We start from the raw sequence: 12,937 nt of genomic DNA on the forward strand, positions 1-12,937 counted from the left end.
AATAATCGACATAAATTCACTTTTAATTAACATTGTATTTACAGAAACTCTGACAGGCGACCTGAAAACAATAATTCTCTTACCCGTACAGGAGCTCGCTATGCAAGATAACCGTTTCGCCCGCGAGGTCATTCATCGCGACTACAACAGCCATCCGCCGGCCTTTGCCCCTGGCTACAAAACCAGCGTGCTGCGTTCGCCGCGCAATGCGCTGATCTCTTTGCAAAACTCATTATCGGAAATCACCGGTCCGGTATTCAGCGATAGCGATCTGGGTCCGCTGGACAACGACCTGATCATGAATTACGCCAAAGACGGTTTACCGATTGGCGAACGTATTATTGTCCACGGCTATGTTCGTGACGGCTTCGGTCGTCCGATGAAAAATACGCTGGTTGAAGTCTGGCAGGCGAATGCGGGTGGCCGCTACCGCCACAAGAAAGATCAGTATCTCGCGCCTATCGACCCCAATTTTGGCGGCTGCGGACGCGTGTTAACCGATGAAAACGGCTACTATTTTTTCCGCACCATCAAACCAGGTCCCTATCCGTGGCGTAATCAGGCCAGCGACTGGCGTCCTTCGCATATTCATTTTTCACTGTCCGGCGATGCCTTCGCCCAGCGTCTGATCACCCAGATGTATTTTGAAGGCGACCCGCTTATCAGGCAGTGTCCCATTGTCAGAACCCTCAACAACGACGACGCTGTTCGCACCCTGATTGCCGAACTGGACACACACGCCGCCGTTCCGCTGGACTGTCTGGCGTACCGTTTCGATCTGGTGCTGCGAGGCCAGCGCGCCACACTGTTTGAAAACCGGACTCAGGGGGTCGCACGATGAAAGATTATTTACCGGAAACCGCCTCACAAACGGCGGGACCGTATGTGCATATTGGGTTAGCGCCGGACGCGGCAGGCTTTCAGATCTTTGAGAAAAACGTCAGCGCCACGCTGACCAACAGCCATACCGAAGGTGAGCGCATTACCCTTGAAGGCCGGGTGATCGACGGTTCCGGCACACCGGTGCGCGATGTGCTGCTGGAAATCTGGCAGGCCAATGCCCACGGACGGTATAACCATCCAGCCGACCATCAGGAAGATAAGAAACTTGACCCTGATTTCCGCGGTTGGGGACGCGCCTGTTCCGACTTCGACAGCGGCGTCTGGCGCTTTGAAACCATCAAACCGGGATGCGTCGTCGGGCGTGACGGCAGGGTCATGGCGCCGCACGTTAACCTGTGGATTGTCGCCCGGGGCATCAATATTGGCCTGCACACCCGGGTGTATTTTGCCGATGAACCTGAGGCGAACCAGCGCGACCCGGTGCTAAACCTGATCGAATGGGAAGTTCGCCGCCAGACGCTCATTGCCCGGCGTGTTCAGCGCGGCGACGAGACGGTCTATACCTTTGATATTCATCTGCAGGGCGAAAAAGAAACGGTCTTTTTTGACGTTTAACGGTAGCAGCGGGCTGGCGCTTCAGCCCGCTGACGTTTTGCATCAGGCCAGATGCTTCTCCAGCCAGGGCAACATCTGTTTCTTACGACTCAGCATACCCTCGACCGTCACGGGCTGCGACAGCGCCGGCTGATGTGAACCGGCAAACCACAGCTGCGAATGCCCGGCGTTAATATCGGTCAGCATCAGCGCCACCAGATCCGCGCCGTTGCGGGTAGCGTATTCCGCCATCTCGCCTCGCAGGGCTTCCAGCACGCCGGATACCTGATCCAGAGAGTAAAGCTCGATCTGCGCGACGCTGACCTGCAACCCATGAAGAGTGAAGCGCTTGATATCCTTTTGCAGAAGCGCGCTGGCGGTTAAGCCTTCCACGCTGGTTTTCGCGCTTAATAATCCCTCACTAAAGGCGCTTAACGTCACGCCTGCCTGTTCCGTCAGTTCGGCTACCGCCTGACGATCGTCGTCAGTGGTCGTGGGCGATCTTAGCGTGACAGTGTCACTTAACAGGGCGCCCAGCAGTAATTGCGCTTGCGCGGAGGTGACTTGCACCCTGTGCTGCGGCGTCATTAACTGCCACAGCAATGTGGCGCTGCTGCCAACCGGTTTAATCCACACCTCCGGCGGCAGGCGGGTCATTAGCCCGCCCAGTCGGTGATGGTCAATAATGCCAACAACATTGCTGGACTGAAGGGTTTCCGGCCCTTGTGATGGCTCCGTAAAGTCCACCAGCCAGACGTCAAGCCCGGTAAGCGGCAGGGTCAACAACGGCGGCATGTCCAGCCCCGCCTGTTCGAAGATAAAGCGGGTTTCGCGATTCGGTTCGCCGAGACGCCAGGCCGTGGCCGGTAAGCCGCGCATCTGAAGCCAGCACGCGGTCATATACGCCGAGCATATCGCATCGCTGTCTGGATTAAGGTGGCCTATGACATGAATCATTTTCCCCTCCGCAGAGAAATCGCTGTTACTTAAATGAGTTAAATGTTAATTATATTTTGCAATCAAGTTATCAAAAACAAACAACTTTACTTGTCACCGGCACGGCTCTGTTTTTAACATCGCTTATGGAAAAAAATAGTTTGTTCAGTCAGCGCATCCGATTGCGCCATCTTCATACATTTGTCGCTGTCGCTCAACAAGGAACACTGGGGCGTGCAGCCGAAACCCTTAACCTCAGCCAGCCCGCGCTGTCAAAAACGCTGAACGAGCTGGAGCAGTTGACCGGAACCCGCCTGTTTGAACGCGGGCGACTTGGCGCCCAACTGACCCTTCCGGGGGAGCAGTTTCTGACCCATGCGGTAAAAGTGCTTGATGCGCTCAATACGGCCGGACAGGCGCTAAACCGTAAAGAAGGTCTAAACAATGATGTAGTGAGAATCGGCGCGCTGCCCACCGCTGCGCTGGGTATCCTGCCTGCGGTGATTGGCCCGTTTCATCAACAGCAAAAAGAGACCACCCTGCAGGTGGCCACCATGAATAACACTATGCTGCTGGCGGGACTGAAATCCGGCGAGATTGACATCGGCATTGGCCGGATGTCCGATCCGGAACTGATGAGCGGCCTGAATTACGAACTGCTGTTTCTCGAGTCATTAAAGCTGGTTGTCCGCCCCGGCCATCCGCTATTGCAGGAAAATGTCACTCTCAGTCGGGTCATGGAGTGGCCCGTGGTGGTGTCGCCGAAAGGCACCGTGCCACGGCAAAACGCCGAGGCGTTATTGCAAAGCCAGGGCTGCAAGTTGCCCACCGGCTGTATCGAAACGCTTTCGGCCTCGCTGTCGCGCCAGCTTACCGTCGACTACGACTACGTGTGGTTTGTGCCATCCGGGGCGGTGAAAGAAGATCTGCGCCAGGCGACACTGGTCTCCCTGCCGGTGCCGACCCAGGGCGCGGGCGAGCCCATTGGTATTCTTACCCGCGTGGACTCAGCGTTTTCTTCCGGCGCGCAAACGCTGATAGGCGCGATTCGTAAATCCATGCCGCTATAAACGCAACCGCCTGGCCGGATGGCGGCGTGAATGCGCCCTATCCGGCCCGTGGTTGATAACCGTCAGAAGGTTTCCCAGTTGTCTGTGCCAGCCGTGACCGGCGTCGGAACAGGTTCCGGCGCGCGGCGGGCCGTTATCGTCCGCGTGACGCCGCTTCCGCTCTGTAAACGAAACGCGCCTACGGCTTCCGTCAGTCGTGCGGCCTGCTCCTCCAGTGACGCGGCGGCGGCAGAAGCTTCTTCCACCAGTGACGCATTCTGCTGAGTGACTTTATCCATCTCGGAAATCGCCTGGCTTACCTGGACGATGCCGCGACTTTGTTCATCCGACGCCGCTGCAATCTCCAGCATGATATCGGTCACCCGTTTCACCGCGTCGACAATATCGGTCATGGTGTTCCCCGCCGCCACCACTTCGCCAGACCCCTGATCGATAAGACGCACCGATTCGCTGATCAAGCCTTCTATCTCTTTTGCCGCCTGGGCGCTACGGCTGGCGAGTGTACGCACTTCGCTGGCGACAACGGCGAACCCGCGTCCCTGCTCACCGGCGCGGGCGGCTTCAACCGCCGCGTTGAGCGCCAGGATATTCGTCTGGAACGCAATGCTGTTAATCACGGCGGTAATTTCGGAAATCTTCTTCGAACTGGTGGAAATATTGCCCATTGTCTGCACGACGCCGGACACCATCTGGCCGCCACGGCTGGCTTTACCAGACGCGTCTTCCGCCAGTTTACTGGCGTGGTGCGCATTGTCGGCGTTTTGTTTTACCGTCGCGGTCAGTTGTTCCATGCTGGCGGCGGTCTGTTCGATTGCCGCCGCCTGCTCCTCGGTACGCGACGACAAGTCGGTATTGCCTGCGGAGATCTCGCTCGTGCCGCGATAGATTTCCTCTGCCCCCTGACGCACCGCGCCGACGGTGTTTACCAGCGAACGCTGCATCTGCTGCAAATGGCGGCTCAGACGGCCAATCTCGCTGCGACCTGTCGGCTCATCCTGCATGGTGAGATCGCCCGCCGCGATTTGCTCAATGCGCTGGGCGGCATGTTGTAACGGACGAATCACGGTGCGACGCAGGACGATAAAGGTCATCAGCGTCAGCACTAACGCCAGCGCAAAGGCGCCAATCATAAACATTACCCCTAAACGGGTGCGTTGATGCGCCTGCTCGCTTAAGTGTGTAGCGCGCGCCGTGCGTATCTCAATGGCCTTCAGAAGGATTTTGTTGTAGTTGGCGTCAAGCTGCCGCGCCTGTTCGCTTTCGTGATTAATGATAGCTTCGAACATGCCGTTTTTGGCGTATTTCAGCATAGGCTGTAGACCGGCCAGGTATGCCTGAAAACTGCTGTTCAGATCGCCATCCAGCGCTTCATCAGCAGGGGTTTTCACCGCCCGCGCCATATAGGTATTAAACCCATCTTCAGACTGTTTAATCCGCTTTTCCGCCGCCGCGATATTCGCTTTCATGTCGTCCATTTCGGCAATACGGCTTGCCGCACCGGCGTGGATCATGTTGATCCGCGCGGTACGCAGATGGTTAGAACTGTTTGATAACCCCATTCGCACCTGAATTTCATCCGTGACATCGCGCTGATCGCGGTCAGCCTGCATCAGAAAATAACCGGCCAGGCCGGAGCTCAGCGCGAAAAGTAAAAGGATGCCACCGAGAATGGAGGAAAACAGCGGAACCAGCCTGATTTGATGCAGGAAGCCCAGCTTATGCGGTGCTTGCATCGATGATGTGTTGTCCATGACCGTCGACTCTCTTATTGGATTTATGCGTGATACACGCCCGTTAGATAGTCATCGGCATTCAGGAAGGTTTACTTATCGCAAAAAGCGCTGACTTCGTCACACTTTGACAACATTTTTGCTAAAGAAAGGAGAAATGCCAGCGGAGGCTCCGCTGGCAAAGGGATTACTTATCGCCGAAATGGATAACGGTACGAATCGATTTGCCTTTATGCATCAGGTCAAAGGCCTCGTTGATTTGTTCCAGCGGCAACCGGTGCGTAATAAACGGATCCAGTTGGATCTTACCCGCCATCGCCTCTTCTACCATCCCGGGCAGTTGCGTACGCCCTTTTACACCGCCAAACGCGGAACCGCGCCAGACACGGCCAGTCACCAGCTGGAACGGACGCGTTTTGATCTCCTGACCCGCACCGGCTACGCCAATAATGATGCTCTCGCCCCAGCCTTTGTGGCAGCATTCCAGCGCGGCGCGCATGACGTCGACATTACCGATACATTCAAAGCTGAAATCCACCCCCCCGTCGGTCAGGTCAACAATCACGTCCTGGATCGGCTTATCGTAGTCCTTCGGGTTAATAAAGTCGGTCGCACCCAGCTCGCCCGCCAGGGTGAATTTCTCCGGATTCGTGTCAACGGCAATAATGCGCCCGGCTTTCGCCTGAACCGCCCCCTGAATGACAGCCAGACCAATTCCGCCAAGCCCAAAGACCGCAACGGTATCGCCTTCTTTTACCTTCGCCGTGTTGTGGACGGCACCGATACCGGTGGTCACGCCACAGCCCAACAGGCAGACTTTGTCCAGCGGTGCCAGGGGATTAACCTTCGCCAGCGAAATCTCGGCGCACACGGTGTATTCACTGAAGGTGCTGGTGCCCATATAGTGATAAATGGGTTCGCCTTTATAAGAGAAACGGGTAGTACCATCCGGCATCAGACCTTTACCCTGCGTGGCGCGTACAGCCTGGCACAGGTTGGTTTTTCCGGATTTACAGAATTTACATTCGCCACATTCTGCGGTGTAAAGCGGAATAACGTGATCGCCGGGTTTCAGGCTGGTGACGCCTTCCCCCACCTCGACCACCACACCGCCGCCTTCATGGCCGAGCACGGCCGGGAACACGCCTTCCGGATCGTCGCCGGACAGGGTAAACGCATCGGTATGGCAAACCCCGGTATGGGTAATCTTCACCAGTACTTCGCCTTTTTTGGGCGGCGCAACGTCAATTTCAACAATTTTAAGCGGTTGACCAGGGCCAAAAGCAACTGCAGCACGTGATTTCATATCTCTCTTCCCTATTATTGCGAGGTGATGTGTTTATTTTAGATAAGCGCGAAGAAGGTGACCGATTTCCGCCATTCGCACAGCACGCTGGTCCGGCGTGGTTTCTCCACTCACCAGTTCATCTTTGAGATGGATTTCAACCATTTCGCCCATCAGACCATTAGACGCACCGCGGACAGCGGCAATCTGTTGCAAAATAGCCAGACAAGGTTCGCCAGACTCCAGCGCGCGTTCGAGCGCATCAACCTGCCCTCGTATGCGCCTGACGCGGGTCAGGATCCGTTTTTTATCTTCAGGTGAATGCGGCATAGGCCCTCCTACATACTATAGGGGGGTATAGTAACAGGTACAGGCTATCATTGAAATAAAGAGATCCCTGAAAGACATAGGCCCCGGTTGATCTTTTTCTCCACCGGGGCCGAAAGGTACAGCAGACAATATCAAAGCCAGCATCTTACATAGCGCACGCCAGACCCCGCGCGTTCGACGATCAGCGTCCGTTTTTATCCCCGCTTACGGGGCATCATGCGCAGCAACGTATTGTCCTTCCACATATAGTGATGCATCAGCGCGGCGGCGGCGTGTAACGCAATGACCAGGTAGCCCAGGTTCGCCAGCACAATATGCCAGGATTTCAGCATAGCCACGGCATCTGGATTGGCCTGAGCCGCATGCGGCATCACCATCCCAAACGCGAACCACGGATTTCCGCGGTTATACATCATCATCAGGCCTATCACCGGCAACGCGATAAACAACAGGTAAATGATCAGATGCCCAAGATGCGCCAGGCCGGTCATCATCGGCTTAGGCTTTGGCTCAATCGGCGGCGCGGGGAATTTCAGTCGAACGACGAGCCGCGCGACCATCAGCGCCAGTATGCTCATCCCACATGAAACATGCACCATATTGATAACCGGACGGTAGCTGCGAGGGAACAGCCCACGAAACTCCATCGCGCAGTACGCCACAATCACCAGTAAGAATACCAGCCAGTGAATTCCAATCTGCAGGCCTGAATACTTATTGCCCATAATACGTCCTGAGTAAATTCGTAAAGCGTCAACATAGCGAGCTTTTGTTAAAAATTCATTAACTTTTCTTCATCGTTTTTCAGTCAGTTAGGCTTAACGGCAAGAAGTGCGATTGCTCATCCCGCCAGAGTGAACTAAGCCTGGAAAGGAAAAAGAGACCGCACTGCTACATCCTGACAGGAGTAAACCATGAGTAAAATTGGCATTAACGGTTTTGGTCGTATTGGTCGTCTGGTACTGCGTCGTTTACTGGAGGTCAAAAGCGACGTCGATGTCGTCGCCATTAACGATCTCACCTCGCCGAAAATCCTCGCTTATTTGCTGAAGCATGATTCCAACTATGGTCCTTTCCCGTGGAGCGTTGACTTCACCGAGGATGCGCTGATTGTCGATGGCAAAGAGATTGCCGTGTATGCGGAGAAAGACGCGAAAAATATCCCATGGAAGGCCAAAGGCGCGGAAATTATCATTGAATGCACCGGATTTTACACCTCGAAGGAGAAATCTCAGGCGCACATTGATGCCGGGGCTAAAAAAGTGCTGATTTCCGCCCCCGCTGGCGACATGAAAACCATCGTCTATAACGTTAATGATGACACGCTGCAGGCAAGCGATGTGATTGTCTCGGTCGCATCCTGCACAACTAACTGTCTGGCGCCAATGGCTAAAGCGCTCCACGACAGCTTTGGCATTCAGGTGGGCACCATGACAACCATTCACGCCTATACCGGCACCCAGTCACTGGTCGATGGTCCCCGAGGAAAAGATCTGCGCGCCTCCCGCGCGGCAGCGGAAAACATTATCCCCCATACCACCGGCGCGGCGAAAGCCATTGGTCTGGTGATCCCGGCACTGAGTGGCAAGCTGAAGGGCCATGCTCAGCGTGTCCCGGTGAAGACGGGCTCCGTTACGGAACTGGTCTCCATTCTGAATAAAAAAGTCACCGCCGAAGAGGTGAACAACGCACTGAAACAGGCCACCGATAACAACGAATCTTTTGGTTACACCGACGACGAAATCGTCTCATCGGATGTTATCGGCTCGCACTTTGGCTCTGTGTTTGACGCCACTCAAACAGAGATTACCGAGGTGGGCGATCTGCAACTGGTGAAAACCGTGGCCTGGTATGATAACGAGTATGGATTCGTCACCCAACTCGTTCGTACGCTGGAAAAATACGTTACGCTTTAACAACAAGGCGGAGAGGCTCCTCCGCCCTTTTTTCTTCTGCTCGCCTGCGCTGTGAATACCCCGGCCTTTACGCTACGACTGGAGATAAACCACCTGCGTTTGCAGATACTCGTTCAGTCCGTGCTTACCGTCCGCGCCACCGATACCTGATTTGCGCCAGCCCGCGTGGAAACCCTGCATGGCTTCAAAGTTCTCACGGTTGATGTAGGTTTCGCCGAACCTGAGTCCCTTGATAGCTTTCATCGCCACATTGAGATTCTGCGTATAAATCGACGAGGTCAGGCCATAGTCGCTGTCGTTCGCCATAGCCAGCGCGTCATCCAGCGTATCAAAGACGACGACGGGCAGCACCGGACCAAAAGTCTCTTCATGCATGATCGCCATCTCCTGGCGCACATCCACCAACAGCGTCGGTGGATAGAAGTAGCCTTTCCATTCCACCGCGTGACCCCCAAGCACCACTTTCGCGCCTTCTTCAACCGCACGCGTCACTTTTTGCGCCACACGTTCCAGCGCAGCCGCATTAATCAACGGTCCCATCGCAATGTCGTTACGCTCGGCGGGATTGCCAAACTGAACCGCTTTCATCGCGTCAGCCAGACGCGTGACAAACCGATCGTAAATGCCTTTCTGGACATACACCCGCTCGGCACAGTTACAGACCTGCCCGCTATTAATGATGCGAGAATCAACAATCGCCTTCACCGCCAGCGCCAGATCCGCATCGTCCATAACGATAGCTGGCGCTTTGCCCCCCAGTTCAAGGCATACTTTGGTGATGTTCTTCGCGGCGGTGGCCATAATTTTTTCTCCCGCCGTCACGCTGCCGGTCATGCTGACCATCGCCACCTTAGGATTCCCCGCCAGCTCCTGTCCGACTGTTTCACCACGACCGAGCACAAGGTTAAAGACGCCGCGCGGCAAACCAATATCATCGACGATCTTCGCAAAAGCGATGGCATTATTCGGCGTAAACTCGCTCGGCTTGATCACGATGGTATTGCCCGTGAGCAACGCGGGCGCCAGTTTTCGGGCGATCAGGAAGAACGGGAAATTCCACGGCAGGATACCGGTGGTCACGCCCAGCGCGCGCTTAAACAGCAGTATATTCTCGCCGGGACGATCGCTTTGCAGAATCTCGCCCTCGTAACGGCGCGCCCACTCGGCCATATAGTCAAGATAATCGGCGGTAAATGACACTTCCACCTCCGCCAGCTGTTGGATCTTGCCGCCCTCGGCAACAATCAGCGCGCTGATCTCATTAGCTCGCTCGCGGATGCCAGCGGATATTTTGCGTAACCATCCTGCGCGTTCAATGGCCGGCAGCGCTTCCCAACCGATCTGCGCCCGTTCTGCCGCCTCAATCGCTTTACGCGCATCTTCCGCCCGCCCGTCCGGGATACGGGAAATCACCTCTTCCGTCGCCGGGTTGATGACATCAATCCAGGCTTCTCCGTGCCAGGTCACAAACTGTCCGTCGATATACATAGGATGTTGTACGGGTACTGACATGCGCTACTCCTGTGATTGAAATGTTTTTAACAAGTGAAATTGTTGTTAATAAACATCAATCATGCCGTCAGTATTCCAACTGGTGTTTTGATAATGTGAGCGGCCTCATAAAAGAGGCCGCTCAGGGGCAAAGAACGCCGCTGGCAAGGGCAGCAAAAATGCCCGTTTGGGAGAAAACAAGGCTAAACGGGCAGGGTTCAGCGCAAAGCGCGATCGCTGAGGGCCGCATAGAGTGCTTCATCGTCGTGCAGCGTTTGCCATGCGGCTTCCACGTCCGCCGGAAAATCAACGTGAACAATAAAGTCGCGACCGCAAGGTCCGTAGCCCGATTCGTCGTTACGCAGGCGTGGTATTTCGCCCGCCACCAGCGCTAAATAACGCTCAATGGTCCATACGCGATCATCAATGTTGGAAAAAGCAAGACCGTCGTCATGCCGGCAAAGCAGCGGTGTGAAGCCAGGATGACTTAACCAACGCGGCGCATCCGGGTTGTCACGGGTTACCCGGCGAAACGTCGCAATAGTGCGCCGCTGCATGGTGGGGTCCTGAACCACAATCGCCGTATTGATGGGATCGGTGGCCTCGGTAAGCAGGCTGACGCTAAAACGGGCATTTTCACCGCAGTTAGTGGAACGTTCTTCCAGCCAGATTTTATCCGCCGGGATCTGCCAGAACTGGCGTGCGATATCTGCAAGGATAGCCGCTTCGGTGCGTCCGGTGGTACGAATCGTATTGTAACGGGGATGCTGCGCAATGGCGGCATACAGAAAGGTCGTTGAGTGCCCGATCCCGCCGGTAATCAACAGTGGAATAGATTGCTCTTTCGCGATGCGGCAGGCGGCATCAATGGTGGGGATCACGGCATTACCGGCAAGCACGACGCAGTCGGCCGGATAAGCCGCACCGCCGTGAAAGTCATCCTGCGCCAGCCACTGCCCTACAGTATTAATCGCCTCAAGGGAGGCGTCGGAAATGTTCAGGAACGTTCGCATAGTGGGCTCCTCCTCTTTCTCAGCAGCCTACCGCAGCCCGACAGGATAAACAGCAGATCTCTCTGAAAGGTTAAGCGTTAAATTTCGCCGCTTTTTTTGTCACATTCATGAAATAACCAGAAACGTCTAAAAACGTATCGGTTGCACCTGTCGATTATCCTGTTTTTAAGCCGTTTAATAAATCATCCCTGTCATATCTTCTGCTCTCACAGAAAATTCGCCTGGTAAATTGCCTTATTTTTGGCGCATGTCTTTCGCCTCCCTCTTGTCAAATGTAACCAATCTACCTAGTTTGATTAACAATTTCACAACCAACCGACTGTTTCAGGTTGCACCTTCCGCACCGCCAGGTGTCACCTTTTTCTACTCTCTGGCTGAGGTTTAACGTCAATGACAACGCATGAAAGTAGCACTGCCATTCTGAAGAAAAACAAAAAAGTCCTCATCGCCAGCCTGACCGGCAGTGCGATTGAGTGGTTCGATTACTTCCTGTATGGCACCGCCGCCGCGCTGGTGTTTAACAAGATTTTCTTTCCGATGGTTGACCCGGTTATCGGTCTGATCCTCTCGTATCTGTCTTTCTCTCTGACCTTTTTCATTCGCCCGATCGGTGGTGTTGTCTTTGCCCATATCGGCGACCGGATTGGCCGTAAGAAAACGCTGGTCTTAACGCTGTCGCTGATGGGCGGCGCGACGGTGATGATTGGCCTGTTGCCGACCTACGAGATGATTGGTATCTGGGCGCCCATTTTGTTGATTCTGATGCGTATCATTCAGGGAATGGGGATAGGTGGCGAATGGGGCGGCGCGCTGCTGCTGGCCTATGAATACGCGCCGGAAAAACGTAAAGGCTTTTTTGGCAGTATTCCCCAGGCGGGGGTCACCATCGGCATGCTGATGGCGACGTTTATCGTGTCGTTAATGACGCTGTTCAGCGAAGAGGATTTCCTCTCCTGGGGATGGCGCATCCCGTTCCTGCTCAGTTCCGTACTGGTGCTGCTGGGGCTATGGATCCGCCGCGATATTGACGAAACGCCGGATTTTCAGAAAGTGAAGCAATCCGGACAGGTCGCCAAAGCGCCGCTTCGCGAGACGCTCACCCATCACTGGCGTGAAGTGCTGATCGCCGCAGGACTCAAAGTGGTAGAAACCGCGCCATTTTATATTTTTTCGACCTTTGTGGTCAGTTACGCGACGACAACGCTCACCTACCAAAAGTCGCAAGCGCTGGAAGCCGTTACCCTTGGCGCGCTGGTGGCTACGGTAATGATCCCGCTGATGGGCCTGTTGTCGGATAAAGTGGGCCGTAAACGGATGTATGCCGTCAGCGTCTGCCTGCTTGGTCTGTTTATCGTGCCGTGGTTTCTACTGCTCAATACCGGCACGACCTGGGGAATCGTACTGGCGACGGTGGTGATGTTCGGCATTCTCTGGGCCCCCGTCACCGCGGTTCTCGGCACGCTCTGCTCAGAAATTTTCAGCGCTAACGTTCGTTATACCGGGATCACCCTGGGTTACCAGATTGGCGCGGCACTGGCTGGCGGCACTGCCCCGCTTATCGCGACGGGTCTGCTGGCGAAATATAACGGCGACTGGGTGCCGGTGGCGTGGTATTTGCTCGTCACTGTCGCTATCTCCCTCACCGCCATCTTCTTTGCAAGTCGGGTAAAACGGTCTTCTGCTATTCACGCTCAGCCGAACGAACTGTAATAGTCATAAGCCTCACCCG

Annotated in this window: 12 protein-coding genes; 5 read left to right on the plus strand and 7 right to left on the minus strand. The window is 55.0% G+C overall.

The window, feature by feature from the left end; translation table 11 throughout:
- Positions 1–100 precede the first annotated feature (100 nt).
- Positions 101–841 carry a protocatechuate 3,4-dioxygenase subunit beta gene (pcaH, locus tag CSE01S_RS01265; protein ID WP_042283191.1) on the plus strand — a complete coding sequence of 247 codons (741 nt, stop codon included), beginning with the start codon at positions 101–103 and terminating at the stop codon, positions 839–841.
- The gene (gene pcaG / locus CSE01S_RS01270) at positions 838–1,458 is read left to right on the plus strand and encodes a protocatechuate 3,4-dioxygenase subunit alpha (RefSeq protein WP_042283194.1); all 621 of its coding nucleotides are present in this window, start codon (positions 838–840) and stop codon (positions 1,456–1,458) included. The genes pcaH and pcaG overlap by 4 nt, the downstream gene beginning before the upstream one ends.
- 42 nt (positions 1,459–1,500) lie before the next feature.
- Here pcaG and CSE01S_RS01275 read toward each other — a convergent pair whose 3' ends face one another.
- Positions 1,501–2,394 carry a manganese-dependent inorganic pyrophosphatase gene (locus CSE01S_RS01275; protein ID WP_042283197.1) on the minus strand — a complete coding sequence of 298 codons (894 nt, stop codon included), beginning with the start codon at positions 2,392–2,394 and terminating at the stop codon, positions 1,501–1,503.
- A gap of 125 nt (positions 2,395–2,519) precedes the next feature.
- Between CSE01S_RS01275 and CSE01S_RS01280 the strand changes: the two genes are divergently transcribed.
- Entirely contained in the window at positions 2,520–3,443 is a 924-nt protein-coding gene (locus CSE01S_RS01280) for a LysR substrate-binding domain-containing protein (RefSeq protein WP_042283201.1), read from the plus strand.
- 62 nt (positions 3,444–3,505) lie between these two features.
- Here CSE01S_RS01280 and CSE01S_RS01285 read toward each other — a convergent pair whose 3' ends face one another.
- The 4 genes from CSE01S_RS01285 to cybB all read right to left on the minus strand — a co-directional run bounded on the left by CSE01S_RS01285 (position 3,506) and on the right by cybB (position 7,513).
- Entirely contained in the window at positions 3,506–5,194 is a 1,689-nt protein-coding gene (locus CSE01S_RS01285; protein WP_042283206.1) for a methyl-accepting chemotaxis protein, read from the minus strand.
- 166 nt (positions 5,195–5,360) lie between these two features.
- Entirely contained in the window at positions 5,361–6,479 is a 1,119-nt protein-coding gene (locus tag CSE01S_RS01290; protein WP_042283208.1) for an S-(hydroxymethyl)glutathione dehydrogenase/class III alcohol dehydrogenase, read from the minus strand.
- 33 nt (positions 6,480–6,512) lie between these two features.
- Positions 6,513–6,788: a metal/formaldehyde-sensitive transcriptional repressor gene (locus CSE01S_RS01295; RefSeq protein ID WP_003833178.1), complete on the minus strand. Its 276-nt coding sequence runs from the start codon at positions 6,786–6,788 to the stop codon at positions 6,513–6,515.
- A gap of 194 nt (positions 6,789–6,982) precedes the next feature.
- A complete protein-coding gene (gene cybB, locus CSE01S_RS01300; protein ID WP_042283210.1) occupies positions 6,983–7,513 on the minus strand; it encodes a cytochrome b561 in 531 nt (176 codons plus the stop codon).
- 189 nt (positions 7,514–7,702) lie between these two features.
- Here cybB and gap point away from each other — a divergent pair, with 189 nt between their 5' ends.
- On the plus strand, positions 7,703–8,704 hold the full coding sequence (gap, locus tag CSE01S_RS01305) for a type I glyceraldehyde-3-phosphate dehydrogenase (protein WP_042283212.1): 1,002 nt from the start codon (positions 7,703–7,705) through the stop codon (positions 8,702–8,704).
- Positions 8,705–8,776: 72 nt separating this feature from the next.
- Here gap and aldA read toward each other — a convergent pair whose 3' ends face one another.
- Complete coding sequence (gene aldA / locus CSE01S_RS01310; protein WP_042283215.1) at positions 8,777–10,216, minus strand: aldehyde dehydrogenase; 1,440 nt, start codon at positions 10,214–10,216, stop codon at positions 8,777–8,779.
- Between the two features lie 197 nt (positions 10,217–10,413).
- Positions 10,414–11,208 carry a YdcF family protein gene (locus CSE01S_RS01315; RefSeq protein ID WP_042283217.1) on the minus strand — a complete coding sequence of 265 codons (795 nt, stop codon included), beginning with the start codon at positions 11,206–11,208 and terminating at the stop codon, positions 10,414–10,416.
- Between the two features lie 390 nt (positions 11,209–11,598).
- Here CSE01S_RS01315 and CSE01S_RS01320 point away from each other — a divergent pair, with 390 nt between their 5' ends.
- Positions 11,599–12,918 (plus strand): MFS transporter, encoded by a 1,320-nt coding sequence (locus CSE01S_RS01320; protein ID WP_042283219.1) that lies wholly within the window; start codon positions 11,599–11,601, stop codon positions 12,916–12,918.
- Positions 12,919–12,937: the final 19 nt, after the last annotated feature.

It is taken from the genome of Citrobacter sedlakii NBRC 105722 (assembly GCF_000759835.1).
Classification (GTDB): Bacteria; Pseudomonadota; Gammaproteobacteria; order Enterobacterales; family Enterobacteriaceae; genus Citrobacter_A; species Citrobacter_A sedlakii.